The sequence below is a fragment of the Tundrisphaera macrotermitis genome, from assembly GCF_051175315.1.
In the GTDB taxonomy this organism is placed as follows: Bacteria; Planctomycetota; Planctomycetia; order Isosphaerales; family Isosphaeraceae; genus Tundrisphaera.
Map to the genome: position 1 here is coordinate 1,277,520 of NZ_CP195100.1, position 25,987 is coordinate 1,303,506.

Sequence of the window (25,987 nt, forward strand, 5' to 3'; positions counted from 1 at the left end):
TCACCCCACCAGCACCCTCACGACCTTGGCTCAACTCCGACACGCCCTCTCCGACGAGCATTACGCCGCCATCGAGCCGCTCCTGCCCACCAACGCCCGGCCCGGCCACCCCTGGAAGGGGCACCGCCGGGTGATCGACGGCATCCTCTGGATCCTCCACACCGGCTCCCCCTGGCGTGACCTGCCCAGGCCAACCTACGGCCCATGGCAGACCGTCTACGAGCGGTTCAACCGCTGGGCCAAGGACGGGACCTGGGCCCGGCTGCTCGAGGCCCTGCATGTGCGGCTCGACGCCGCCGGCAAGATCGACTGGGACCTGTTCTGCATCGACGGCTCCTCGATCCGGGCGAGCCGCGACGCCGCCGGTGCCTCGCCGACCCACGGGACGGCCGCCGAGCCGGCCGACCACGCGTTGGGCCGCTCTCGCGGCGGCTTCGGTTCGAAGATCCACCTGATCTGCGACGGCAAGGGCCTCCCGATGGCGGTGACGGTGACCGCCGGCCAGCGGCACGAGGCGACCCAGTTCGAGGCGGTAATGGGCCGGGTACGCGTGCCCGGCCGGAGGGGCCGACCCCGGAGCCGGCCCAGGAAGTTGGCCGGCGACAAGGGCTATAGCTCGCGGAAGATCCGCCGATCCAACCGTCGCCGGGGGATCGCCTCGGTGATCCCGACCAAGTCCAATGAGAGGCGGGTCCGGGGGTTCGACAAGGCGTCGTATCGCCGTCGCAACGTGGTGGAGCGTTGCATCGGGTGGCTGAAGGATCGGCGGCGGGTTGCGACGCGGTTCGAGAAGCTGGCGGAGAACTTCGAGGCGATGGTCAAGCTGGCGATGCTTGAACGGTTGCTGAAGGCACTATTGCCAGACACGCCCTAACCCTGGCCGAGACCGACGCCGAGCTGCAGCGGCTGGCGATCCTGCGGAAGAACCACCACGACGAGCAGTACCTGGCACGGCGGAACCTGCGCGACCTGCCGGACGACATCCGGCGGCTGAACAAGCGGCTGGACGGCCTGACGCAAGACATGGCGACGATGGCCGCGAATGACGGCACGCCATCGCAGGAGGCGGTCGCCAAGCGGATGGGCCAGATGCCGGAGAAGGTGAGCGAGGCCTACCGCACCAGGCTCGGCACCTACCGGGGGCTGGAATGCGGGCTGATCCTGCACCCGCTCGGCGGCACGGAGGTCTATCTCGACGGGGCGACGCGGTGCCGCGAGACCCTGATGCGGGACAACCCCGGGCCGCGGGCGGTCTTGAACGCCCTGGCGCGGGTGGCCGACGATTACGAGGATTGCTGCCGCCGGAACCGGGCCGAAATCGCCCTCAAGGAAGGGCAGTTGCACGACTACGAGACCCGTCTGGGCAAGGCGTTCGAGCACGAGGCGTACCAGAGTCAGCTGGCCGACTTGCGGGACGAGCTGAAGCTGGCCCTGTCGGAGCACGCGCCAGAGGGCGGGCGGAGCACGAAGGAGATCGCGGAAGCGATCGGGAAGCTGCGGGAATCGGTCACGGTCGAGGCGGCGCCCGAGCGGGTGGCGCGAAAAGCCGCGAGGGCGGAAGTGCCGGTGACGGCTCGGATAAGGGCGAGGAGGGTGGAGCCGGTACCGCACGTGGCGGAATCGGAAGCGGTCACGCCCGCAGCCGAGGTGATTGCGCTTCCGGTACCCGCTCCGGTCGAAGAGCCACCGGCCGTGCCCCCTGCCGCGCCGGTCATGCCCGCAATGTATGTGGACCGGTCGCCGGAGCACGCCCAGCGGGTGTCGCAGCGGCGGCGGGCGGACGGGGCTCAGTTGCGGTTGTTTTGAGCACGCAGTCCTAGATTGGCGACCTAAGCTTACCTGGAGCTCGCTCTTTGAGAGGAGAACTAAAGTGGGATCTGCTGGCCGGATCTTTTTCAAGCGTGAGCAGTTGAGGAGGAGAGGTTGGTCGAACAGCATGATCAGCCTCTTCATGCCTACACCAGATGGTGTCCTGCCCACGGATTATCCGCATGCAAAAGCATCAACCTTCCGAATCTTCTTACGCGAACGCGTTAAATCCATAGAGGCGTCCCAAGAATTCCAGCAGAGCATAGCCGACCGATTGTCGAAAAGAAGGATAAGCAACTGCCACAATAGAAGCCCTTTAGAGTCACTCCTGGCGGACATCATCGTTCCAGTCGTCGAATGGGAGAGACTTATCGATTTAGCCTGCATCGATTACAATGAGTGGGCCCGACGCCACCCGCGGCTATGGAGGCGTCAGATAGATACTAAATGCGATTTTTCCACAATCTCGAGGATCACGGTCAACTATATCAGACATAATCTGACCGATTACGACGAGAAATTAAAGAAAAGCGTTACTGAGTTTGGGATTCATTCTTACGCACTGATCAAGGTGAGGGTTTTGGAGCAAATCGCCTCCAAATACCCTCGCTTGGTAGTTGAATGCCGGCGGCAGCTTCTAAGGATGGCGAATGCGTCGCGGTCATCGAAGCCTGAGTTGCAAAGCACGGCATCGTGAAGAGATTCGGCACTTTGCCACAGCTCAAACCTTGCTAGAATTCATACGGATTATTGTACCCCGATACGATTCCGCCACCAACCTCTCCGCAAACTCCCGATCCGGCGAATCCGGCAGCGTCGATAGCCGCTGGCACTCCACCAGCCGTTCCAACCCAGTCTCCAGCAACTCGGCCACCTGCTTGTACGGCAGCTCGCCCTTGCGGATCTGGAGCAGCAGCCCTGCCTCCGGGCGAGGGTAGCTGATCGAGTGCGTCAGGAGTAATTCCTCCGCCTCGCGGCAGACGCGGGTGGCGTGCATCATCGCCTTCCAGTCCACGCTTTCATTCTTCTCGGCGAGCAACGCCCGCTGGCCGTACTCGTCGAACAGGTGCTTGTAGACCTTATGGGCTTCCTTGACCGTGACGTGCTCCTGGACCTTGCGGTTGCAAACGTCGAGCATCCTGACTTTGAGTTCCGGCCGGGCACGCAGACAATCCTCGACGATCTGCATGTGTTGGAACTGGGGATTGGCCGCCAGCGCCTCGATGTCGGCCCAGTGGTCTTTGAGCTTGGCCTGCGGGCCGTTCGCCTCCATCAACCCCGCGAACAGGTCCATGGCCGCCCGGGAGGACGCGACGCGAGAGCCTTTCACACCATACTTGTTGGCCTGCTGGCGGCAGTAACCCGCGAAAGCCGATACGCCCCGGTGGAGGAAGCGGGACCTGTTCTCGCGGATGAGCTCCCATTCCGGGTTGGCTTCGATGATCCAGCGGTCGGGTGTGAACAGCATGGTCAGCGCGACGGTCTGCCCTTCGAGCAGCAGTTTCAGGTACTGCTGGAGAGAGAACGACTCGAAATCGACGTCATCCGCCGTGTTCTTCTGCGTGCCGTCGAGCTTCGTCCGCACGTTGATCGTATTCTTCGGCCGTTGGAGCAGGATGTCCAGCCCATCGGGCAGGTGGACGGCCTTGAAGTCCTGGTCGCTGGTGGGGACGTTGGTGCCGTAGACGTGGCTGCCGAACTGCATCCTGACGAGTGTTATCACGCGACCTCCTCCAACACCCGGTTCATCGCGTAGGACGGCTGGTATCCGGGCAAGACATTCCCTGTCGGCCGGATCGCGCGGAAGATCGTCTCCCGCGTGCGGCCAGACAGTAGGTCGCCACCGTTCTTGCGGTACGGGAAAACGAACCGTCTCGCCTCCTCAGGGATGGAATCCAGCCGCAATCCCACCTCCTTGTCCGAGAGGTCAGCAACCGCGTTGGCCGCCGCGCGAACTGAGCCAATCAGCACATCAAGCCGTTCCTGCAACGCCCCGATGATCGCGTCGAAATCCGCCCAGAACTCCTCCGGAAGCTGACGCCGAAGAGCCTCCAGGTCATCCCCTGCCTGCATGGCCTCCCACATCGCCAATGGCGTCACGCGAGACACCAGCCGGTGTATGCGGCAATACTCGTCACCCTTGACCTTCAGCCGCAGCCCGTCGTCGAACCGAAGGACGAACCCTTCCTCCGAGCCGGGCAGTTCCTTCGCCGTGGCGAGCAGCTCGGACATGGCGTTGAACGCAAACCGCCTGGCGATGTCCCAGCTCAGTTTGAGGGCGAGCATCGCCAGCTCGTTGTAGTCCAGTTCCGAGCCGTCCTCGCGGTAGGCACCGAGCAGCGTCAGGCCGGTCTTCTGGTAGTGGACAACGATCCGGTTCTCGGGGTAGATGGCCTCGGCCAGGTAGGTCGTGCCCGGCACCAGCGCCGACAGGTCGAACCGCGAGATCCATGCCTTCGCCCATTTCGCCTGGTCGGAGCCGAGGCTTCCCTTGGTGGCACATCGCCACTCGCCGCCGTGGTGGAAGATGATGATCAGGCTGCCGTCCATCTTCTCGTAGACCTCGAACGGCAAATCGGGGATGGAATCCGCCCGCTCGCCGACGTTGAAGAATTTCGGGAAGGGTGTGGCGACGACTCGCTTCTCGGCCGGGTCGAGGATGATCCCGCGCGCGAGCATCGTCATATCGTTCCAGTTCCGCTCGTACACGGCCGCTTTCGAGTAGCAAAACAGGCTCAGGCCGTCGCTGCCTATGTTCTCGTTCACGTCGCCCACGGCTTTGGCGAGTTTCAGGCATCTCCACAATTCATCGAATGTCAGTTTCCGCGCGGGATGGGTCATGACGCCCTCCGCAGGTCGGTCACGGCCACGTTGGGCTGCTTGTCGCCGGCCAGGATGTCCTTGATCTGGGAGCCGAAGGTCTGGGCGTGCTTCTGGAGCAAGGCCGGTGGCCGCCATCCGGCGTCGCGCTCCTTCTCCTCCATCGGGCGGTCGATCACCAGGTAGCGGACATCTCCCCCGCCTGCCAGCGTGACGCAGGCGAGCCGGTCCTTGCGCTTGAGATTGGTGGCGTCCACGACGGCGGGGATGCCGTGCGTGATGCGGGCCTTGACGACCGCATGGAGCGCGGCGAATACGTCATCGTCCCTGGACTGGTCGTGCGTGTCGCCGAGCAAGTCGGCGCGGAACTGGTCGCTGCTCACAACGTGGGATGGGTGGATGCCGAAGGTCCCGGCAGCCGGTGACGTGAGGAAGGTCGTCTTGCCAGCCCCGCTGGGCCCGACCATGAGCGTCAGCAGACCCTTCTTGGCCGTGACGGGGTTCTCCTCCCAGTCTCGGCACTGGAGGCAGGTCAGGCCGCGCTCGCGCCACATGGCGACCACGCTGGGGCGGTCGTCGACGACGAACTTGATCTGGTTCCCATTGGCCAGGAGTTGGTCGAGGATCTCCGACTTGATGATGAAGTCCTGGCGGTAGTCGCCGTCCTTCCGCATGTGGAGTTCATGAAATGGGACGGTATGACGATTGAGCCAGTCCTCCGTCAGGACGCGCGCTATATCGCTACGGCCGGAAACCAGGATGATTTTGTGATCCTGGTCGTGGAACAGATACGCCAGGTCGCGGATCGGCTCAATCAGCGCGTCCTGGCCGCACTCGGCGAAAAACGCATCCCAGTTATGGGAGCCGTTCCTGATGTGATGGAGACGATGCGATAGATCGGCGAGCGTGCCGTCGAGATCGAAGATTACTGCTTTGGTCACTGACCCTCACTACCAGCCCCTCTGTGTAACGGACGCAGATGTTTTGCAGACGACCGTGCATCCGTTACACACAAGAGCTGTGATGTGATTTTTCTTGATCGCCTGCATCCGGCGACCATAGCAGACTCCAAGTTTTGCGCAACCACTTTGTTGACCAAGCTCAATCGCGGGTTAAGCTTGGGGAAACGCACGCCTCTCCCCGGAGCACCCCCATGGCCAAGAAAAAGTCCAAGCCCGCAGAGCCGGTCGAGCCCGAAGAGATCAGCCAGGAGGTGCCGGAAACCGAGCCCGAGTTCAACACCGACGACGACATCGAGGCCGAGCTCGAAGAAGCCAAGTCCCCGGGGAAGGCCATGAACAAGTCGCAGGCAGCCCGTTCCGCCATCGACGCGGGCTACGAGAAGCCCGGCCCGGCCGTCGAGTACATCAAGGCCGAGTTCGGGATCGACATGAATCCGCAGCATTTCAGCGCCATCAAATCGAACTACAAGAAGAAGCAGGATGCTGAAGCACCTGCTGAAGCCCCGGCACCCAAGCGGGCGGCTTCCCCGGCTCCGGCGGCGAAAGCTGCTGCGGGTGCTGGCGATCCCGGCCTGCTGACCGATCTGGCGGCCGTCAAGCATTTGGTCGAGCGGCTCGGGGCGGAGCAGGTGAGGCAGATCGTCGGGCTGTTCGAGTAGCGGGAACGGCGGCTTCGAAATGACAAGCCGGCCAGCAACAGATCCCGGACGACGACCTCTCCCATCGTCGTCCGACACCCGTAACTGACCGGCTCGATCGATCGCCCGCCGCGTCGCGGGCCATGTAGGAAAGGGAGAGCGGGTGGGTCGTGCGAGGCAACCCGCTCTCCCCTTGGCGGTAGGCCACTCCGAGAAGGAATGGCCGTCGCCGTGGGGCTGGTCCCATTGTTCTGCGAGGTGAGGCTGGCCGATTGATGGCCGGCTCGTCACTCTTCGCCAGGAACATAGAGCACGAGCGATGCCAAAAGAGTTGGCTATCAATCTGCCAGTGCCTATTTTTGTGGCAAATCTTAGTTTGATGACCGCTTGCGGAAAGGCTCCTCTGGTGGAGGATTCCATTTAAAGTCGAGGAGGGGCGCGGCGCTGTCCGTTTTTGCGCACGCTCCGCTCGCGATTTAGGCAACCAGTCTTCTTCTATTCGATTTTGAATTCCTTGCTTTGCGTTTTGCCCAGCCTCGCGTGCCTCGCAACTGCCGACAAGCCTGACAGCCGGTATCAGCACCGATACAATCTCCTCCGACGTCGGGTGAGTCCTGTGTCGGGCCGCCCCCGTTTCATCCCGATCTCGGAGGCGATCATGAAGGCGATCCTCTCGATGGCGTTGGTCCTAGGTGCATGCGGTCTGGCACGCGCAGCGGACGATAAGGCGGTCGATCCGGTCGGGACGTGGAAGTGCGAATACGAGATCGGCGAGCAGAAGCGAACCTCCACCCTGATGGTCAAGAAGGAGGGGGACAAGTTCGTCGGGACCATGAGCTGGGCCGATCAGAAGGACGAGAAGCTCAAGGACCTGAATTTCAAGGACGGCAAGCTGACGTTCTCCGCCATTCGCAAGATCATGGACAACGAGATCCCCATCGACTACACCCTGACGATCGAGGGGGACAAGCTCAAGGGGAAAGGCTCCGCGGAATTCGGAGACGAGAAGCGGGAATGGGATATCGAGGGCAAGAAGGAAAAGACTGAGAAATAGCCGCCAGAGAGCCCGGGGCCTGATGGCTCCCGGGCTTCTTTCGTTTCAAGCCCCGAGCTCTTCCGAGCCGGTGACCGCCTTCCTGCCGAATGCCTGCTTATCCCCGAAATGTTCCTTCGCATGGCAGTTAGCGCAGAGGATGATGCACTTGTCGATCTCTTTCTGGATCGTCTCAACCTTCCAACCTCGAGCAGCCATTTCGGACACCGACGCCCGCTTGTCCCTGACGTGGTGGAACTGCAGGCACCGGAAATCGTCCTCCGGGCAACGGGCACACTTGGATTGCTTCTTAATTGACAGTAAAAACTCGCGGGCTCTCGCTCGGTACTGCGAGCCCTGAGGCCGAGGTTTCCACGGCCTTCGCGGCTTTGGCCGCCTCGGTTGCCAGTTGGGGTCGGAACGTTTTGCCTTTGAGGCGGATTGCGAGGCGAGCCACTTCTCGCGGTTATCCTCACGCCAACGACGGCCGCGTGTTCGGTGGCAGACGAGACAATACTTTCGTTGAGAGTTGAACTCTTCAATCGGCTTCGATTCGCCGCAATCCGGACACCGCTTCTCCATCCCCCATAGTTACTTTGGTATCTCAACTCGCGCAAGGGATAAGTAACACCGGAGCCGAGTCGCCATTCCTTTTCTGAACACCTGGACACAACCCGCCCGACCTGCGATCCTGGCCGCATGGACACCATGTGGGAAGGAACCATCCCCGGCACCTTCGAGGGATACGCCGGTGGCAGTATGTACGAGCTGTCCGACGGCACCCGCTGGCGGCAGGAATGCGCCTCGAGCGAGTATGTTTACCGCGAGCGGCCGAAAGCCCACCTGCTCTGGAACCAGAGCATCGGGAAGATGTTCCTCGACGTCGAGGGCACATCGTCGGTCGTCTGGGTTGCGAAGGAGCGGGGCGGGATGAGCCAGATGGGGTGCGGGGCGTTTTGACATGGAGGCGATTCAGCAGGTAGAAGCTGATCCAGCATGGCGAGGCGGTTCATGGAATCCTCACCTCATTTCTTGCCCCGCGATTGCATGACCTTCTTGTCTTCGGGTTTCCAATAAATCGGCGGAGCCGGATTAGGATCCATCATGCTCACAACTTCGAACTCCGTCTCCTGGTCGTAATACTGGTAGCTCAAGACGAACTGATGGTCCAATTCGCAGGCGAAGAGCAGGTTGATCATCGTTCCCCATCCGACAGAATCCGATCCTTCGCAAAGCGTCCCTTCATGTGTTATGTGCGTGTGGCACTGTCCGGCGTAGACGGAAACCTTGGCGGGGCGCACTTTGTCGCTGCCGCAGGTTGGACAGGCGACGACCTGCTGGGGATCGATCGATTTCCGATGCTTCTTCCTAAAGTCGCTTTGGGTTTTCTTATTGAACGGCTTGTACATATCCATAATGGCTCGCAGGTTAGGGACGGCTCGGATAGGAGCATTGTATGAGTAGGATCAAAGTTGGCAGGATAATTATTTTGAAATAATATCACCTCCCAAGTAGCGAAACGTCTGAGCCACGGTTTTGATAACATTACCCTTCAGATGATACATGCGGCGGAAGACCGTGATCCTGGGCTTGTGACGATCGTCATCCATGGTGCCATCCAAGTTCAAAAGCAATTTCTCCCCTACCAACAGCCAGACCAATGCCGATTTTGATTTGTCGAGGTAGTGGATTAACTCGGCGGAATCGATGAGGAAGCATGCGGGTCCCGGCTCCTCGTGCGATGGATCCAAACCAATAATTTTTCCGGCCGAATTCATGAACTGGAAACGTTTTTTTGCCCAACGGATACCCATCCGTCGCGCAAGCCAAGCGGAAGGAGTGTGACCCGGGATGGACTCCTTGCGGGAGCAGTCGAAATCGTTGCTCCCCTGGACATACCGCATGACAGTCTGCGCTGCCATGGCAGAAGAATTGCCCAAGTGACGCAATTGACACTCGACATCATCGCTCGATTCATCCGTGTCGGATATTGAGCGATCGTCGAAATCCTCGAAGCTAGGTGCCCATGGAAATTCCCCCAGAAATCTGTAATGATAATCGGGTTCGGAAATCTCCATGGATCCGCAATCATCCGAGCCCGCGAATCTCGCCAACTCCGCTACGTCCTTTTTCGCCACGACAAAAGCGTTGAGTGAGAACGTAAGATCTCGCCTTGGCCTGCCCAACTTCAACGATGCTGCCTCATCCGACTCACGCCATCTCATATATGTCTTGAGCGTGAACATAGCATCCGAAGTAGGCTTCCGCCTGACCTGCAGGATCGGGGTGAAGTCGGGGATTGTTGCCTCATCGGTCAGCCAATCCGCATCTTCTAATCCCGAGACATCGGCCACGGGGTCTGCCAGCGGGGCCCACCAGGTTAACGACGAGGTTTCCTCGTCTTTCTTCGACCTTACAAGGAATGAAGGATCGATGTCCCTGGTCGACGTTTGCCAAGGTCCATAATATTGGTAATTTGAGCCGTAATAACTGTGATGATACGGTTTATGATCAACGGTTCTTGCATAGAGTTCACAATATGCGATCCACTGATATTTTTTCCCAATCCTTTCTGCCTTCTGGGAATCTCGATAGTCATTGCGGTTCACTTCGTTATCGAACTTGCCGAAAAGCTCAGGGGTCCAACCCAGCTCGATCAGTCGCTCGGCGATCCATCGGCACGGGAAATCCGAATGGTTTTTTATCTCGTATCGCTCCTCTGCCTCCGCCAGAGCAATCTTGCGGCGTCTTTCGACATCAGCGTTCCTCTCGACCAAATCTAGCTCTTCCTTAGTAGCGGATGCGCGAATTCTCTCCCGTTCTTCGCGGAGTTCTGCCAGCCATTTCGAGTGCGAACCTATTTCATCCGACCCGCCAGACATCGATTCTTCTTCAGGCATTTCTTCGTCCGGTTTTTGCTCATCCGGATCGGTATAAAGAGGCGGGTTGGACTGGATAAATTCCATGAGGGTCACATCGGTGGTGAGTTTCAAAAGTCGCTCCGGGAGATCGACTTCCTCGTTCTCGATCTCTCGCACCGTCCTAAATGGATCGGGTTCGCTCGACCACCCATTAATACCGGAAGAAGAGTCCGAACCGATGACGTAACGGGCAAAATCCCCAAAGTCAGGGAAGAGAGACAAGGAGATTGCGTTGTAGCCCTGCCCCAGGGTTTGAATTTTGGTTTCGGTCCATGACGGCACGTCTTTCGTAACCTCGAGGCTCTGATAAGGCGGGCGGATCTTCGACGCGTCGACGTCGTTCATACCGCCGAACGCGATAGCGTACTCGACGATCCCCCGGGCGTAGTCCCTGGTGAGCAAATGTGTGGGCGGGCAGTCATCCGCAAAGACATGGTCATAGACGTATCGCGCGAGGAAGTTCGAGCCTTGCCGATCATTAGATCTCATCACGCAGCCGTAGGCGGCGCACATGAGCCGCTCGTGGACGTAAGGGTCGTCGACATCCAGGAATGAGTCCAGCAAGGTGGGCAGGAGATGCAGGCGGGAACGCAAGATCGAAACCAGTCCTTTAGTCGCCCGATCGCGAACATATCGATCCGACGTTGTGAAGCACCAAGCGAGAATAATACTCACGAGGCGGACTACATCGTCTTCTAATCCATCAGAGGGATCAACATGCTCGGCGTTGATCGGCCAAGCCCATTCCAGTAACCTCGGGATGGGGCCTGATTCCGTCCACTCGCGCTTCAGCCAGGAGCGATGGAGAAAAGTAGACCATCTCAGATCCCTCTCAGGCATTGCCATCCTGGAGAGCCTCCCATGAAGCCAGTCCGCGTTCATGGGATGATCAGGCTGGGCCGAGATTTGGATCAGCTTCTCAAGTACAGGGTCGGAGATTGCATGCCTCGACGACGCATGATCCCCTCGATCAAGCAGTTCTTCGATGAGCTTGATCGCCGGGAAATTCAGGTATTGGCCGTCTCGCCAGGGAAGCGCCTCGATGAAGGCGGCATTATAGGCATCCCCCATATCGATGCCAGGGAGCAGCTCAGATAACTCCCGACCAAGAAATTCAGGGGCAAGAACAACTAGGGCTGTCATGATGCCTGCATGCTGGTAGTGCTTTTCGTTACCACTAATAAATTTACCCAGAGACGAGTCGTCCGGAATATCCGCCTTAATACCGAATTCTTTGCCATGGCGTTCTAGCAGGCGACGGGCTATCTGAAAATCGGCAAGCCTTTCATATCCAAATCGAATAATGGGGACGGGGAGCTCTCCCGGGCTAGGATAGTAATAGTCATCCGCCAACAATCCCTCGGCGATCAAGCGCTTTAGGAGTGATTTCGAATACCCCGAATCGGATGGCGTCGGCCATATCTCATCAAGTATACTTTTCGCATAAGATTGCTCCAGCGCAATACCTCCACTATCAAACATGGCATCTGCGATGGCAGCCATCGCATTACTTACGACACGATCGGAGACTGGATAATCGAGCTCTGTAGGAGCAGAAAGCTTTTCCTCTACTGAGTCGATGTAGAATGAGAAGATACGCTGAATTCCATGGTGTCCGCGTGGAGGTCGCGTCAAGCCGCGTTCGTTGAGGCCCTTGCAGAATAACTTGAGAAAAAGTGGATTCTCAAATTCCGGGTTAAGCGGCGGGGTGTTCATCGATTCGATCCGGTAATGGCGACAGAAGCCGGTAAGCGCCTCGAACAAGCTGGAGCCGAATCCATCATGGTCGATGCGAGCTATACGGCTACGCCATAAATCTTTCCGAACGAGTACGTCGACGTAAGTCGAACGACAACTTAACGCGATGGCAACGCGAGGAAACCGGCCTACGACTTTCAACATAGACGGTAATTCCGTCCACCATTTGACTTCGGTGGCCTCATTGATCGCGTCAATGAATATTACGGCACGGGAATCCGCTGCCTCGGCAGCCGATTGAAGCGCACCGAGAAAGACATCACGGGTGCAATTCAAGCCCAATCTGTTTCGGATCTGGTCCCACGCATTCCCCTCACCCATTTGCTCGCCAAGGATCACAACTGCAGGGAGGCCTTCCTGAATTCGACGCCTGGCTATATCGCAGAAAAGGTGGGTTTTTCCGTTTCCAGCTTGGCCACACAGCAGCAATGCTGGCCGGGATGCAAAGTCGATCGAATGCCCCTCGTACCAGCGATTCATCTCATACAATGAGGTGCGGAACTCTTCGAGCGATCGCAACTCCTGATAAAAGCGATTCCCATCACGTCTAGAGCCATGGCGGACGTTGTCCGAGGTATCGATTGCGCCTTCATCCGTCAAAGCGGATTCAAGGCCCCAGTACACCTCGTTAAGCTTACTAATCATCTCCGGAAGATTTAGGATGGGCACAGGGACCGGGAGGCAGTCTTCGATCCCGTCCAGCAAGTCCATAATCGCTTGTCCGTCTCGCTGAAAGCACTCTACCAGCTCGCGCGAAGGAACACTCAAGGTTGCCTTCCCCAATCGGGAGCAAGTGTTCGTAAATTTCACTCTGTAATCAGCCCGTTTCGTGTTGACAATCCTCCTGAACTGCCGTGTATAGCTGAGCGACTCGAATCGAAGCGAGATTGGAAGCTCAATATTTAATTCGGGGCTATACCTTGGTTCTGCCGCGGCCATCACCTCATCTATGTGATCAAGGAACCATCTCTGTGACATCTCGAGCTGACTGAAAAAGAACCAGAGTTTTCCGGCATGCTCTTCCCTGCTTAGTCGCGTCAATAGTTCGTGTTCGCCCCAAAGCTCGAAATCCACGTCCATTCCGCGCGACTTGGCGGCATTTCTCCATAGCTTTACCCTTGCATTCCATTTTTGGCGAAGGGTCTTATGCCGCGAAATCCTTGAGTCGGGCAGGTCGATGGGGAGGCAGATTGTGTAATTCTTGAGGTTAGGATGTTTGTCTATAGCGTTCAGAACGGATTCATCCATCTGCACCCATTGCGAATCATCGATCAAGAAGAAATATTTGGCTTGCCATCCGCGCTCGGTCCCATCCGCGAATATGCGGTAGGCTTCGACACCGCCATCCGGTGTTCCGTTCCTAATGAATTGCGAGCCGGGTGCGGGACTCTCGTGGCTCGCAAGCTGGCAACAAAGCTCCTCAAAACCATTGTGGGCTGTGCCCCGAATGACCCGGATCGAATGGAAATCAACGGTGGCCATTCCAATTCCCTTGGCATCCAGGCCAAATCGAGGGATGATGATAAGCACCCAACCGCCGGCACTTGTATCCAAAAGTATACTATACCGAGCCAACGTCTGCGAAACCGAGGGATCAAATTTCTGGCTCATTGCGAGGATCTTTCCTTGAACGCTTGATTGATAGCATGTTTCGATTTAGTTTCAAGCCATGCCCGAACGCCCGCCCCCAGATCCCGCCTTACACGCCGTCGATTTTTCGCAACGCTACGCCGAGGACCTGGAGATCGCCACCGGGCAGGCGATGATCGACCTCGGCCTCACGCGCGACCAGATGGGCGCGAAGGACTGGACGCGCGGGGGCGAGCACCACACGTTCTACCCGGAAGAATCCTCGGGCGGCACCGTCTCGCCCGACGGGCGGATCATGCTCGATTCCGGGATCATGAACCCGGAGCTGATGGCGGACGGATACGACGAGGCCACGCAACAGCTTTGGAAACGCACGCGGCTGCCGGACCGGATCAAGGCGACCATCGCCCACGAGCTGGCCGAGCATGAGACGGGGAGTCATGAAGGGGCGTTGGAGTCCGCGCCGGACACGGAACTGCCGGTCGGCCCGCACGCCAAGCGGCTGCTGGAGAGCATGAGGGATGGGTGGAGGGGGAGATGATGGTAGCGGGGGCACGATTCGAACGTGCGACCTCCAGGTTATGAGCCTGGCGAGCTACCAACTGCTCTACCCCACATCATCTTGGATTGGTGCCGGGGTCCCTCGGTCCATGTCACCGAATCGGGTCGCGACTCATCCCCGGCAGCACGCATCCTATCACCCATTCACGAAAGCGCAAGCCAATTCCGTCGGGCGGTAGGCGCCCTCGTCCCCGCGCGCGAACGAGTGGAGCGGCTCCATCAATCCGGCCGCCACCAGCTCTCGGTAGAGCGGGCGAGTCTCTTCCGTGACCGCCACGTGCTCGCGGTTCATCCGGCGGCGGATCAGGATTTCGGCGGCGGGCGAGAGCGTGATCGTGTCGGGCATGGCGGCCTCCTTGCCTCAATTTTCCGTGGCGAGCCTCGCGGCGTCCCGCAGGTGCTGCTGCCGCTCGTTCAGGTGCGAGTAGGTCTGCTGGATCATCTTCAGGTCGCGGTGCCCCACGAGCTGGGCGACGGTGGCCACCGGCACCCCCTTCTCCAGCGCATCCGTGACGAAGGCGTGGCGGATGCCGTAGCAGACCGCCCCGGCCTCAAGTCCGAGTTTCGCCCGGAGCCGACGGAACCGGCACCGGATCGCATTCCGGTTCCAGGGCCTGCCGCCGCGATGCTGGCGGAAGATCGGCCCGTCCGGGTGGAGCTTCGCCCGCCGGGCGGAAAGCTCCTGCATCTCCTCGTTCAGGTAGATGATCCGGTCTTCACCGGTCGAGTCGGTCTTGTGGACCTGGAGCACCCAGGTGTCGCCCTTCACGTCCGCGGCGGTGACGCCGGCCACCTCCCCCGGCCTGGCCCCGGTGAGCCGGAGTGCACGGAGGAAATCCCGGAAGGCACGGTCGGGCACGGCTTCAAAGATCGCGGCCATCTCGGCGGCGGTGAGCGCCCGCCTCCGCCGCATCGCGGGGCGTTCGATGTCTTTCAGGGGATTCTTTTCGAGGTGGTGGTTCTTCACCGCCCACGACCAGACCGCCTTGATGGCGGTGATCGCCGCCCGCTTGGAAGACGGCCCGAACTGGCGTTTCGCCGCGACGGCGAGCTTCTTCCTCGCCGCCAGCCATCGGCTGACGTCGGACGGCGTGACCGCGGAGGCTTCGATCTTCCCACAGGTCTTGCGGAAGGAATCGAGCTGCCCGCGATACCACTCCTGGGTGGCCGGCTTGTGCTCTTCCCGCGACCATTCGAGGTAGAGGTAGCAGAGCACCGAGGCGGAAATGGCCTTCGGCGTCCCGACCCTTTGCCCGGCCATGAGCCGGTGGAAGGTTCGGAACGCCTCGGGTTTGTTGTCCTTGCCCTTGGCGAGCTTCTGCTGCTTGCCGTCGAGCTGGACGTACCAGGTGTCGTTGAACTTACGGTACCAGGGCTCGGGATGTCGCATAGCGTGCAACTTACCGTGCAAGGCCCGCCTTCGTCGTTTTCCCTAAGTCGTTATCTGGTATCAGTCGGGGCGGCGGGATTTGAACCCACGACCTCTTGACCCCCAGTCAAGCGCGCTAGCCAAACTGCGCTACGCCCCGTTTTCTGCGATCCCCTGGAGGGCGTTCCCTCGAAGGTGAGCCTAGTATAAGATGTCACGACGAACTGTCAATGCGGCCTGTTGGAGATTGCGCCTGTGCATTTTGCGGACTCGTTGGTGGCGGCTGTAAGGAGGGTCGGCAACTCGGTTTGCGTCGGGATCGACCCCAGGCCCGAGGATCTCCCGCCCGGCTTCCTGGAGGGATTCGCCGGGGATCGCGCCGGGGTGGCCGCGGCCCTGGAGGCATTCGGGCGGGAGCTGATCGAGGTCGTCGCGCCTCTGGTCCCGATCGTGAAGTTCCAGGCGGCCTTCTACGAAGCCTACGGCCCCGAAGGGGTCGCGGCGATGCATGCCTCCGCCAGGCTGGCGAAGGAACGGGGACTCCTGGTGATCATGGACGGCAAGCGGAACGACATCGGCTCCACCGCCGAGGCGTACGCCCGCGCCTATCTCGGCAAGGTGCCGATGGGCGGCCGGTTCGAACCGCCCTGGGACGTCGACGCGTTGACCATCAACCCCTACCTGGGAAGCGACGGTGTGACGCCGTTCGTCAAGGTGGCGGCCCGCGAGGGGAAAGGGCTGTTCTGCCTGGTCCGGACCAGCAATGCGTCGGCCCGGGAGTTTCAGGACCTCGCCGTCGGCGACCGCCCGCTCTATCGTGTCGTCGCCGAGAGGCTCCGGGAATGGGGCGAGGCGTACCGGGGTGAGTCGGGCCAGACCTTGCTCGGAGCGGTGGTCGGGGCGACCTATCCCTCGGAGCTGGCCGAGCTGCGCGAGGCCCTGCCGGGTGTCCCGTTCCTGGTCCCCGGCTACGGCACCCAGGGGGCGACCGCGGCCGACGTGGCCCCGGCCTTCGATTCCGAAGGGCTCGGGGCGATCGTCAACAGCTCGCGGGGGATCATCTTCGCCTACCAGAAGCCCGATGCGCGGGCCCGGTTCGGCGACGACTGGCGCGGGGCGGTCGCCGAGGCGACCCGGGCCATGATCGAAGATCTGGCCGCCCACACCACGACCGCCCGGCTCCGGGCCTGAGCGGTCGGGCGGGCCGGGTCAGGCCACGCCCAGGATCCAGAGGGCATGCGGCAACGCCCGGGCGAAGGGCTGGTCGACCCGGGACGATTCCAGGGCGGCCGTGATCCGGCCCGCGGCGTCGAGCTCGGGCGCGACCACCACCCGGGGCAGGGCGCAGGCGACCGGCGAGGTGATGTTCACGCGAACTTGCGGCGAGCCCGGAGCACGCCGGGTCAGGTGGTACGAGGTCTCGCCGTCCGGACCGGCCACGGTGAGCGAGATCTCCACGATCTGGCTCACCGTCGACTCGTCCCCCGCCTCGGCGCGGATGGTGACGGCCACCGGTCCGGACGGACCGGCGAAGCCGATGTCGAGCTGGCCGGGCCCGGCCTCGGACCGTTTGCCGGGCTTCCAGCCGAGCTGGCCGGCCAGCCAGGCCGCCAGCCAGGCCGCGATCCGGGGGACCCGGGCCGTCCCGGGGACCTGTGCCTTGATCTCCAGCGCGGTGATCCGTGACAGGCCGGATTGGCCTTCGGCCCCGTCGAAGAACTGGGCGACCAGCTCGCGCCACCGGCCGATGCCGAACCAGGCGGAGTCCCAGGCGTAGCGGCAGAGCGTCGGGTCGAGCCCGACCTTGAGGGCCGCCGGGTCGGCCTCCGGGTCCGGCAGTTGGAGGATCAGGCGGGAGCATTCGCCGGCCAGGTCGCGGAACAGGGGCTCGGCCGATCGGGGATCGTCGGCCCACCAGAGGACGAACGGGAGGTTGGCCTCCAGCAGAGGGCGGATCGCCCCCGGCAGCAGGTCCTCGGCCTCGGGCCCGGCGCGGAGGAGGATCCGCTCGCTGCACACCTGGGGCTCGCCGGGGGCGGACAGGTGGCAGAGCGCGGCGACCTCGGCGGCCACCTTGCGGCCGGGCTCGTCGGTCCGCCGGGCGATGATGGCGCGGCAGGGATAGCGGGCCACCACGGTGTCGAGCACCGATTCCAGTTCCTGGGCGCAGCCCGGCCCCGCCCCCACCACGACGTTGGCGAGGACGACCCGGGTGACGTTGGGATTCTCGGGCGTGGGGCCGCCCGCCTTCGCCGCGGCCGGCCCCCAGAGCCGGGTCAACTCGGATTCGATGTCGCCCGTCTCGACGGGGATCCCCTGTCCGCTCAGGAAGGCGTCAGAAGTCGCTTCGGCCATCGGAGTGCCGTCTCTCGGAAAAAGTTGGGGTCGGACCCGGCCCGAGGGCCCCGGGCGTCAGAGCCTCCGCCAGCCCGAATCGACGTCGGCGGCCAGCCTGTCGGCGGCCTCGGGACCCCAGGTGCCGGCCGCATAGGTCTCCGGCGGGGCGGCGTCGGGGGCGGCCCAGGCTTCCAGGATCGGATTGACGAACTTCCAGGCGGCCTCGACGGCATCGGTCCGGGTGTACAGCGAAGGATCGCCGAGCATCACGTCCAGCAGGAGCCGCTCGTACGCCTCGGGGGGCGGTGCGGCGAAGGCGGTCCCGTAGCGGAAGTCCATCCGCACTTCCTGGAGCCTGCGCCGCGAGCCGGGGATCTTGGCGTGGAAGGCGAGGCTGGCCCCTTCGTCGGGCTGGATTCGGAGGACCAGGAGATTCGCCCCGCCGGTCCCGTCGTCATCGACCTCGAACAGGGTCGTGGGCGGCCGGCGGAACCGGATGGCGATCTCGGTGGCCCGCTTGGGGAGTCGCTTGCCGGTGCGGAGCAGGAACGGGACGCCGGCCCACCGCCAGTTGTTCAGGGTGACGCGGAGGGCGACGTAGGTGTCGGTGGTGGAGTCGGGGGCGACCCCCTTCTCCTGCTTGTAGCCGGGGACGTCCCCCCCCTGGATCGACCCGGCCACGTACTGGGCCCGGACCACGTTGGCGGCCACTTCCTCGGGGGTCCAGATCGGCAGCGACTGGAGGACCTTGGCCCGTTCGTTCCGCACCGCGTCGGCGCCGAGGTCGACCGGGGGCTCCATCGCGACCAGGCAGAGGAGCTGCAACAGGTGGTTCTGCACCATGTCGCGGAGGGCCCCCGCCTTGTCGTAGTAGCCGCCGCGACCGCCGGCCATGCCGAGTTCCTCGGCGGCGGTGATCTGGACCGACTCGACCTGGCGGCGATCCCAGAGGGGCTCGAACATCCCGTTGCCGAACCGCAACGCCAGGATGTTCTGCACCGTCTCCTTGCCGAGGTAATGGTCGATGCGATAGACCTGGTCCTCGGACAGGACCCGCGACACGTCGCGATTCAAGGCCCGGGCGCTGGGCAGGTCGTGGCCGAACGGCTTCTCGATGACCACCCGGCTCCAGGGGGACGACTGGTCGGAGCCGTAGATGAGTCCGGCCTGGCCCAATTGGTCGACGATCACCGAGAAATATTCGGGCGACACGGCCAGGTAGTAGAGGCGGTTCCCCTTGGTGCCGTGGGTGGCGTCGACCTCGTCGAGCTTCTTCTTCAACGCCTGGTAAGCGGCGGGATCGTCGAAGTTCCCGGCGTTGTAGAAGATCCTCGGGGCGAACTCGTTCCACGAGGCGTCGAAGCCCGCGTCGCCGGGCTTCTTGAGGCTCTTGGTCAGCTCGTCGCGGAACTGGTCGTCGCTCCAGTCGCGGCGGGCGAAGCCGATGATGGCGACCTCGGCGGGCAGGTGGCCCCCCTGCTCCAGGTGGTACAGGGCCGGGACCAACTTGCGATGCGTCAGGTCCCCGGTGGCGCCGAACAGGACCACGGCGCACGGGTCCGGGACCCGGGTGCGGGGCAATCCTTGACGCAAGGGATTCGCTTCGGCGACGGCCGTGGTCTCGCTCATCCGCTCCAAACTCCCGGCAAAAGGTCGACGGCGCGGCCGATCGGGTCGAGGGTGGACCCCGACGGCCGCGACCCAGGAAGATTACGGGAGGCGACGCCCCGGAGCAAGGGCCGTCAGGCGCGGAGCCGCACCCCCGACATGTGGAGGACTCCGATCACCAGCCAGCAGGAAGCTAGGAACAGCAGGGCATAGGCCAGCGACGCATTCAGCGGCGACATCCATGACGGCGAGGAGAGCCAGTCCATGATCAGCTTGTGGAGGTTCACCGGCTTGCCGCCCGGCCCAGCCACCTTGATCAGCGTCGACAGCTTGGCGAACAAGCCCGCCAGGACGAACGCCGACAGCGGGTTGGCGCCGAACACCAGGAACGGCCCCGCCCATTTCCGATGCCCTTGCACGTCGATCAGCCAGTAGCAGGCGGCCAGGCCTTGCAGCGCCAGCCCTCCCGAGAGCAGGACATAGGAGCTGGTCCAAAGGGCCTTGTTGATCGGGTACACCGCACCCCACCACGTCCCGGCCAAAATCGCCGCCAATCCGGCGACGAAGAGGCCGGCGGCGATCTCGTATCGATCCCGGCCCGATCGCAGCCAGTGCCCGGCCAGCACACCGCTCAGGCAGGTGGCCACCGCCGGCAGGGTGCTCAGGAGTCCTTCGGGGTCGTAGTCCTTCTTGTAGAGGTGCCCGGGCATCAGGGCGCGATCGACGTAGGAGGTGATGTCGTGGCCGCGCCGGAGGTCCCCCGCCCCATACCCGGGCACGGGCACCAGGGTCAGCAGGGCCCAGTAGCCCAGGAGGATCGCGCCTGCCAGGATCATCTGCCCCTTCGGCCGGGTCCGGAGGAAGATCAGGGCGGTGACGAGGTAGACGACCGCGATGCGGGCCAGGACGCCGGGGATCCGCAGCCCCTTCCAGCCGTTGGCCAGCCACGCGAACACGTCCGGCAGGCGGATGGTGTCCAGGTTCCGATAGTCCTGGCCCTCGTGATAGAACGGGAACCGGCTCAGGAGGACGCCGACCCCGAAGATGATGATCGAGCGCCGGACGATCTTGCCCACGACCCCCGCCCGCTCCGACGGGTCGGCCAGGCGCCGCGACAGGGCGAAGGTGATCGACACGCCGACGATGAACAGGAAGAACGGGAAGACCAGGTCGGTCGGCGTCCAACCATCCCACTCGGCGTGCTTGAGCGGCGGATAGATGGCGGACCAGGAGCCCGGGTTGTTCACCAGGATCATCGCCGCAACGGTCAGCCCTCGAAAGACGTCCAGCGACGCCAGGCGGACGCGGGGCGGTGACGACGGGTGCTCCTGGTTCGGTGCCGACTCGGAAACGATCGCGCTGCTCATGAATCCCATCCCCTGCCCCGGCCGTACGATTGCGTCGTGCCGCTCAACCTAACGTTTGGGAGGGGCGAGGGAAAGCGTGCAGCAGACGATGGCGGCAAGGCCCAACGACCGTCCCGTCTCACATCGGGCTGACCCGTTAGGAGTTGGGAAATGGCTCGTGTTCAAAAGCAGCGTCGAGGTCATCAAAACTGCGGGCTTGCCACTCGGTCCGCAGTTCGGACAGCCGCTCTTGAGGAAGCCCGGGATTGTTCGGGTTGTCTTCTTCCGGCCGAGCTTCCGATTGAATAGCCCACGCCAGGCCGATGTTGCGAGCGACTTGGAGCCACCTGTCCGGATTGTCGGCCACGAGGGAGATCGCTCGGACGATGGGATACCAACGGTGATAGCCGATGGGCGGGATATCGGGACCACCGATGTCCATCTTGTGGACCTTGTCCCCAACGTCACGACGGTCGTCGAAGAGAACCCCCTGCCCGAAGTCAATGAAGCCGAGCGTCTCGTTGTCGAAGTCACCGCCGAAATGCCGGTCGATGATCTCCAGCTGTTGATTGGCGATCAGTTGCAGCGGGAACCGGATGCGGACCATGTCCGACTGGAATCCGTCGGGGAATGTGCCTTGGGCTCGGTGTTCTTTCCAACGCATGCGGGGGAAGTCCAGCCCCCCCATGTCCCGGTATGCCCTCCGGACCTCCGCCGAGGCTTCGAAGAGGAAGTGATTGTCGTATTCGTACCAGAAGGCAATCGCCATCTCCCGAGAATATTGCATCACGAATTCCCCGTAGGAAGGCTCGAAAGGGTATCGGCGATCGAACCGAATGGGTAAGTGTCCGGCAAATCACCACGGAGGCTCGCGGTCCAATCCTCCGCCTCGGTTAAAAGCATCCGCAAGACTCGCAGGGTGGCGGCCTCGGTCACCCCTGGGGCATACCCCATGCTGAGCGGGTCGAACGGGATTCCGACTCCGCGAGGGGCAAGATGGTTACCGAGAATGACTAGAGGCCCCGTCATGTGGTTCCTGGAGAGCGTGAGATAAATGGGCCGATTGAACCGATAGAACAGATCGAGAAGAATCAATATGATCCAATAGTGGAGATTCGACAGCCATGCTAGATCGCGATCCGCCGACCCGAGTATTTGATTCGGGTGGCCCTCGTACGCGCTAGGGTTCGTCGGCAATGCGAAGACAGGATAGTCTTCGTGTGACGGGTCCAATCCCCAGACTTGGGGTTTTCCCTCGAAGCCTTCATGAGTGCCCAGGAACACCCTCTTGAAGAATTTGAAATGGCCTTCCTCACCTTCATCCTTGATGCGTTTGAGCCTGGCGATCCAGGGTGTGAGGTCAGGGATTTCGGCCGGACGGGTCGGATTGAACTCCTCGACGAGCTTGATGATGGCTGCGTAGAGGCTGCCGAGATGATTCGGTCGGGTTCCTTCGTCGAGCGTCTGGTAAAGACGAGCCAGGAAATCCAATTGGACAGGGTCGCCAATGTTGACGGGGTCCATGCGGTCGAGGGCCGTCGAAGGGGCTTCGACATATACGTATTTTGCGAGGGTTTTCGGGCTCAGCGGTTCCAGATTCAGTTCGAATGGGTAGATGTCCGGCTCGTACGGGAAGTCTTGCCGAAGCAAATTCGGCGAGCCGCCGACGATGACCAGAAGTTGGTTGACCTGATTGAGATGCTTCATCTCCTCCACGGTGACGCCACTCAGATCGTTCGAGTTTCGGAAGAACGAGCCGGCGACCAAATCGTACTTCGGTTTCAACGAGAATACGGCATACAAGTATTGAACCAGCAGCGTGTGTTCGATTTCGGATGCTTCTTTGAGTAGGCGAATCAGCTCCAGATGCGGGTCTTTGAAGTCTCGGATGATCTGGTCGGCGTCCGCGACCGCCGGTGCGAGAGCCATCGCTCTCCGAGGCACGATGGCATCGGCTTCCCGAAACTGCATCAACTCGGCTTCGTCCGCCATCTGTGTGCGAACCAGAGGGCGACGCCTCGTCTTTGACTTTTGGATGCGAATCATGATGGTCGTTAGCCCTAACCAGGCCCCAGTTGAACGGGACCTGGCGGAGTGTCCGAGGGGGGAGTTCGTGTCAGGGCGAGAAGAGATTCTCTGCCGTGACCTCGGTTAGCGAAACTCAAGGCCCCGGCGTCGATGATGTCGCCGTCATGCTGGTGGATGAAAGTTTCCCCATCATTCAGATGCGGTCAGGCAGTGATGAGAGGAATCTGAATCGGAGCGATCCTTCCTCGGCGAAGAACGGTCCGCGAATCCGACCGGCCGGGATGACGTTGAAGCATCCGGGCTCGAAACTGTCGCCGGAATCCGCCCGGACCCGAGCCGTGTCGGGGAAGTGTGCCTGCACGGAGGCGTGGCAGTGGGCTTGGGAAGATCGCACCCTTCGCGAAGTTGGCCAACTCGTTCGTGGTCCCCGCCATGGGGTGCATCAAGAGAACCTTGTCGAACACTCCCTGCCAAGGTAGGGCGTTCCACGGATGCTGGTCAACCAGCCCGAGTTGGGAGGATCCCCCGGGAACGGCGTGATCATCCGCCCCGTCGAATCATCTGACACCTGCGACACCACCACGCCTATCTTGGTGCCCTGTGCACACGCGACAAATCTATGGATTCAGTCGGGCAGACGCAAATGAATTCCAGCCGAGGCAAAGTATTTTTAGCGACCCATTCACCAACGCTCTTGCGCCCCAGGATTGCCGGAGATCATTCCCTTGATCTCCGGCATGTCAATCCACGACTTCGATCGCCGTCGGGCCTATTTGGCGGACAATTTCCGGGCGATCTCGGCGACGTGCTTGCCCTGGAACCGGGCGATCGCCAGCTCGTTCTCGGTGGGCTGGCGCTTGCCGTCGGGGCCGGCCAGGGTGGTCGCCCCGTAGGGGGTGCCGCCGGAGACCTCGCCCATCTCGACGAGCCGGGGCTCGCTGTAGGGGACGCCGACGACCACCATCCCGTGATGGAACAGGGTGGTGTGGAAGCTGGTGATGGTCGTCTCCTGGCCTCCGTGCTGCGAGGCCGTCCCGGCGAACACGCTGCCGACCTTGCCCACCAGGGCGCCGGACAGCCAGAGCTGGGTGGTCCGGTCGAGGAAGTTCCTCATCTGGGCGCACATGTTGCCGAACCGGGTCGGCGTGCCGAACAGGATCGCGTCGGCCTCGGCCAGCTTCGCCGGCTCGATCACCGGGATGTGGGCGAACGCGGCGCGGGCCTGCTTGGCCCCGCTCTTCTCCAGGGCCTCGTCGGGGATCAGTTCGGGCACCTGGTAGATCTCGACCTCCGCCCCCTCCACCTGGCGGGCCCCCTCGGCGATCGCCTCCGCCATCTGATAGAGGTGGCCGTACATGCTGTAGAACACGACCTGGATCTTCATCGATCGGACTCCGTCTGGTTCGGGTGATGCGGGGCAGATCAGGCGAGTGTCGCGTCGGGGGTCGCGGCCTTCGGGGCACGCGGCTTCCCGAAGAGGATGTAGTCGAGCGACAACCGACCGGGGCCGACCAGCATCAGCGCCAGGGCGATCGCCAGGTAGCCGAGGGCCGGCTCGTAAGAGGGTTCTCCCGGCTTGCCCACGAACGGGTGGCCGGCCGGGATGTGGACCATGAAGGTCGCGACGGCCATCGTGCAGAGGATGCCGAACGCGGCGATCGGGGTCAGCAGGCCGAGGATCCAGGCCAGCCCGCCGCCGAACTCCGAGAAGGCCGCCAGGAACTGGAGGATGCCGGGCACCTTGGCATCCGGGCCCATCCAACCCATCGGGTTCTGGATCTTGCCCCAGCCGTGGAACATCATCGCCGAGCCCGCCACCAGCCGGAGCGCCAGCAGGCCCACCGCGCCCGGACCGCCCTGGAAACCGCCATACAGGAATCGCATCGTCGTCAGCCCTTTCGTCATCGCTCGGGACCCGCCCCCGCGAACCTCGCCGGCGGGCGGCTCCCACCAAGGGTAGGAGCCTGGTATCCTGGGGCAAGTAGGTTCCGGATGACTCGGTAGCCACCGAATGGATACCAGGGGATCACGCATGGCCGAGACCAACAAGCCGACCCTCGACCCGTCGCCGATCCTGTGCCCGGCCAGCGAGGTCTTCGATCTGGTGGCCCACAAGTGGACCGTCTCGATCATCCACCGGCTCGACATGGCCCGGGGGCCCATCCGGTTCCGGGAACTCCAGCGCCAGGTCGGGCCGATCACCCAGAAGGAACTGACCAAGCGGCTCCGCGAGATGGAACGCTCGGGCCTGGTGACGCGCACCGTCTTCGCCGAGGTCCCGCCCCGCGTCGAGTATCGGCTGACCGAATTGGGGGCCACCCTCCTGCCCGCACTGGCCCCGCTCGACGCCTGGGCGCACGAGTACGGCCCGATCGTCCACGAGAACCAGCGCCGCGCCGACGCCGCGTCGGGCCGATCGGCTTAAAGATACCGACCGGCCACGGCATCGATGCCCCACACGTCGCGGACCAGAGCGGGGACGGTTCGCTTCTTGCCCCGGGCGTCGGCCCAGGCCAAAGTCGCCCGGTCGCGGGCCGCGTCGGTGCAGAGCAGGCGCGGGTCGGGGGTGAGGCCCACCCGGCCGAGGTCGAGCCGGTCGGCGTCCCAGCAGGTCCGGATGGTCGGGTCGGGGTGGGTCCGCTCGTGGGTGTGGCCGGAACAGGCCCGGTGCAGGAGCTGGAACCGCCGGTCCGGAAGGCGGATCAGGCGGCCCCGGAGGGCTTTGCACAATAACCGCCCGCTGCACAAATACCCGGGCGCCTGCACAAAAACCGGATCGGGCGGTTTCCCGGCCGGTTAATTTTTCGGATTAGTATACGAAAAGCCACCCACGCCACGACGCATCAAGGATCGATGCCATCGTCTGATGCGTGGGGATAATCGGGCCGCGCGCCGACCTCATTGGTTGGCGTGGTGGCCGCTCCCCGCCCATGCGTTTGGGAGCATGAGATTGCATCCGAGAATTGCCGATCTCAACGATGCTGGACGGGCCGATTTCGGCGGAAAAGATTTGTCCGAATCGGTTGTTGCGCCTAGGTTAGCGTCGTGAGAAAACGCTACAACCCGGACCAATTAACCTTTGACTTCATGAGGGTTTTCGATGACAATCACTGTCCGAACGTACATCAAAAAACCCCATGCCACTGCGTCAACAGTGTCATGGGGGCTCGGCAACTCGGGCGGGTTAGGCCCGAATGGCGTCACAGC

At 62.2% G+C, this 25,987-nt stretch carries 23 protein-coding genes and 2 tRNA genes; 8 read left to right on the plus strand and 17 right to left on the minus strand.

Annotation, left to right across the window (positions count from 1 at the left end; translation table 11 throughout):
* Nucleotides 1-25 precede the first annotated feature (25 nt).
* Together TA3x_RS05500 and TA3x_RS05505 are read left to right on the plus strand one after the other, a co-directional pair.
* Nucleotides 26-874 (plus strand): IS5 family transposase, encoded by an 849-nt coding sequence (locus tag TA3x_RS05500; protein ID WP_435022289.1) that lies wholly within the window; start codon nt 26-28, stop codon nt 872-874.
* A 158-nt stretch (nt 875-1,032) separates the two neighbouring features.
* Nucleotides 1,033-1,806, plus strand: a complete 774-nt coding sequence (locus TA3x_RS05505) for a hypothetical protein (RefSeq protein ID WP_435019103.1) — start codon at nt 1,033-1,035, stop codon at nt 1,804-1,806.
* Nucleotides 1,807-2,530: 724 nt separating this feature from the next.
* Here TA3x_RS05505 and TA3x_RS05510 read toward each other — a convergent pair.
* Genes TA3x_RS05510 through TA3x_RS05520 form a run of 3 tightly spaced genes read right to left on the minus strand, consistent with a single transcriptional unit; the run spans nt 2,531 to nt 5,570 of the window.
* Nucleotides 2,531-3,532, minus strand: a complete 1,002-nt coding sequence (locus TA3x_RS05510) for a DNA polymerase beta superfamily protein (RefSeq protein WP_435019104.1) — start codon at nt 3,530-3,532, stop codon at nt 2,531-2,533.
* A complete protein-coding gene (locus TA3x_RS05515; RefSeq protein WP_435019105.1) occupies nt 3,529-4,650 on the minus strand; it encodes a T4 RnlA family RNA ligase in 1,122 nt (373 codons plus the stop codon). Before TA3x_RS05515 ends, TA3x_RS05510 begins: the two co-directional genes overlap by 4 nt.
* Nucleotides 4,647-5,570 carry an AAA family ATPase gene (locus TA3x_RS05520; RefSeq protein WP_435019106.1) on the minus strand — a complete coding sequence of 308 codons (924 nt, stop codon included), beginning with the start codon at nt 5,568-5,570 and terminating at the stop codon, nt 4,647-4,649. The genes TA3x_RS05515 and TA3x_RS05520 overlap by 4 nt, the downstream gene beginning before the upstream one ends.
* Before the next feature lie 212 nt (nt 5,571-5,782).
* On the opposite strand from TA3x_RS05520, the gene TA3x_RS05525 reads away from it, so the two are divergent.
* The 3 genes from TA3x_RS05525 to TA3x_RS05535 all read left to right on the plus strand — a co-directional run bounded on the left by TA3x_RS05525 (nt 5,783) and on the right by TA3x_RS05535 (nt 8,222).
* Entirely contained in the window at nt 5,783-6,250 is a 468-nt protein-coding gene (locus TA3x_RS05525) for a hypothetical protein (RefSeq protein WP_435019107.1), read from the plus strand.
* Between the two features lie 637 nt (nt 6,251-6,887).
* The gene (locus TA3x_RS05530; RefSeq protein ID WP_435019108.1) at nt 6,888-7,283 is read left to right on the plus strand and encodes a hypothetical protein; all 396 of its coding nucleotides are present in this window, start codon (nt 6,888-6,890) and stop codon (nt 7,281-7,283) included.
* 678 nt (nt 7,284-7,961) lie between these two features.
* On the plus strand, nt 7,962-8,222 hold the full coding sequence (locus tag TA3x_RS05535) for a hypothetical protein (protein ID WP_435019109.1): 261 nt from the start codon (nt 7,962-7,964) through the stop codon (nt 8,220-8,222).
* Between the two features lie 65 nt (nt 8,223-8,287).
* Here TA3x_RS05535 and TA3x_RS05540 read toward each other — a convergent pair whose 3' ends face one another.
* Nucleotides 8,288-8,671: a hypothetical protein gene (locus TA3x_RS05540; RefSeq protein WP_435019110.1), complete on the minus strand. Its 384-nt coding sequence runs from the start codon at nt 8,669-8,671 to the stop codon at nt 8,288-8,290.
* Between the two features lie 75 nt (nt 8,672-8,746).
* Nucleotides 8,747-13,552, minus strand: a complete 4,806-nt coding sequence (locus TA3x_RS05545; RefSeq protein ID WP_435019111.1) for a hypothetical protein — start codon at nt 13,550-13,552, stop codon at nt 8,747-8,749.
* A gap of 58 nt (nt 13,553-13,610) precedes the next feature.
* Here TA3x_RS05545 and TA3x_RS05550 point away from each other — a divergent pair, with 58 nt between their 5' ends.
* Nucleotides 13,611-14,072 (plus strand): hypothetical protein, encoded by a 462-nt coding sequence (locus tag TA3x_RS05550; RefSeq protein WP_435019112.1) that lies wholly within the window; start codon nt 13,611-13,613, stop codon nt 14,070-14,072.
* Here the strand turns inward: TA3x_RS05550 and TA3x_RS05555 are convergent.
* From TA3x_RS05555 to TA3x_RS05570, 4 genes are all read right to left on the minus strand, one after another.
* A tRNA-Met gene (locus TA3x_RS05555) sits at nt 14,073-14,148 on the minus strand. It lies immediately after the preceding gene.
* 80 nt (nt 14,149-14,228) lie between these two features.
* Nucleotides 14,229-14,438, minus strand: coding sequence for a hypothetical protein (locus TA3x_RS05560; RefSeq protein ID WP_435019113.1), 210 nt, complete (start codon nt 14,436-14,438; stop codon nt 14,229-14,231).
* 15 nt (nt 14,439-14,453) lie between these two features.
* Nucleotides 14,454-15,482: a tyrosine-type recombinase/integrase gene (locus TA3x_RS05565; protein ID WP_435019114.1), complete on the minus strand. Its 1,029-nt coding sequence runs from the start codon at nt 15,480-15,482 to the stop codon at nt 14,454-14,456.
* A 64-nt stretch (nt 15,483-15,546) separates the two neighbouring features.
* Nucleotides 15,547-15,621: transfer RNA gene (locus tag TA3x_RS05570), tRNA-Pro, on the minus strand.
* A 95-nt stretch (nt 15,622-15,716) separates the two neighbouring features.
* On the opposite strand from TA3x_RS05570, the gene pyrF reads away from it, so the two are divergent.
* The gene (gene pyrF / locus TA3x_RS05575; RefSeq protein WP_435022299.1) at nt 15,717-16,652 is read left to right on the plus strand and encodes an orotidine-5'-phosphate decarboxylase; all 936 of its coding nucleotides are present in this window, start codon (nt 15,717-15,719) and stop codon (nt 16,650-16,652) included.
* 18 nt (nt 16,653-16,670) lie between these two features.
* On the opposite strand, the gene TA3x_RS05580 is transcribed toward pyrF, so the two are convergent.
* From TA3x_RS05580 to TA3x_RS05610, 7 genes are all read right to left on the minus strand, one after another.
* The gene (locus TA3x_RS05580; protein WP_435019115.1) at nt 16,671-17,816 is read right to left on the minus strand and encodes a glucose-6-phosphate dehydrogenase assembly protein OpcA; all 1,146 of its coding nucleotides are present in this window, start codon (nt 17,814-17,816) and stop codon (nt 16,671-16,673) included.
* Nucleotides 17,817-17,873: 57 nt separating this feature from the next.
* On the minus strand, nt 17,874-19,427 hold the full coding sequence (zwf, locus tag TA3x_RS05585) for a glucose-6-phosphate dehydrogenase (protein ID WP_435019116.1): 1,554 nt from the start codon (nt 19,425-19,427) through the stop codon (nt 17,874-17,876).
* A gap of 113 nt (nt 19,428-19,540) precedes the next feature.
* Nucleotides 19,541-20,773 carry an acyltransferase family protein gene (locus tag TA3x_RS05590; RefSeq protein WP_435019118.1) on the minus strand — a complete coding sequence of 411 codons (1,233 nt, stop codon included), beginning with the start codon at nt 20,771-20,773 and terminating at the stop codon, nt 19,541-19,543.
* A 136-nt stretch (nt 20,774-20,909) separates the two neighbouring features.
* Nucleotides 20,910-21,539 (minus strand): hypothetical protein, encoded by a 630-nt coding sequence (locus TA3x_RS05595; RefSeq protein WP_435019120.1) that lies wholly within the window; start codon nt 21,537-21,539, stop codon nt 20,910-20,912.
* Complete coding sequence (locus tag TA3x_RS05600; protein WP_435019122.1) at nt 21,539-22,744, minus strand: ferritin-like domain-containing protein; 1,206 nt, start codon at nt 22,742-22,744, stop codon at nt 21,539-21,541. The genes TA3x_RS05595 and TA3x_RS05600 overlap by 1 nt, the downstream gene beginning before the upstream one ends.
* A gap of 805 nt (nt 22,745-23,549) precedes the next feature.
* Nucleotides 23,550-24,164 carry an NAD(P)H:quinone oxidoreductase gene (gene wrbA, locus TA3x_RS05605; protein WP_435019123.1) on the minus strand — a complete coding sequence of 205 codons (615 nt, stop codon included), beginning with the start codon at nt 24,162-24,164 and terminating at the stop codon, nt 23,550-23,552.
* A gap of 38 nt (nt 24,165-24,202) precedes the next feature.
* Nucleotides 24,203-24,685, minus strand: coding sequence for a DoxX family protein (locus tag TA3x_RS05610; RefSeq protein WP_435019124.1), 483 nt, complete (start codon nt 24,683-24,685; stop codon nt 24,203-24,205).
* Nucleotides 24,686-24,812: 127 nt separating this feature from the next.
* Between TA3x_RS05610 and TA3x_RS05615 the strand changes: the two genes are divergently transcribed.
* Nucleotides 24,813-25,205, plus strand: coding sequence for a winged helix-turn-helix transcriptional regulator (locus tag TA3x_RS05615; protein WP_435019126.1), 393 nt, complete (start codon nt 24,813-24,815; stop codon nt 25,203-25,205).
* Here the strand turns inward: TA3x_RS05615 and TA3x_RS05620 are convergent.
* Nucleotides 25,202-25,510, minus strand: a complete 309-nt coding sequence (locus tag TA3x_RS05620) for a hypothetical protein (RefSeq protein WP_435019128.1) — start codon at nt 25,508-25,510, stop codon at nt 25,202-25,204. The genes TA3x_RS05615 and TA3x_RS05620 overlap by 4 nt on opposite strands.
* Nucleotides 25,511-25,987 lie beyond the last annotated feature (477 nt).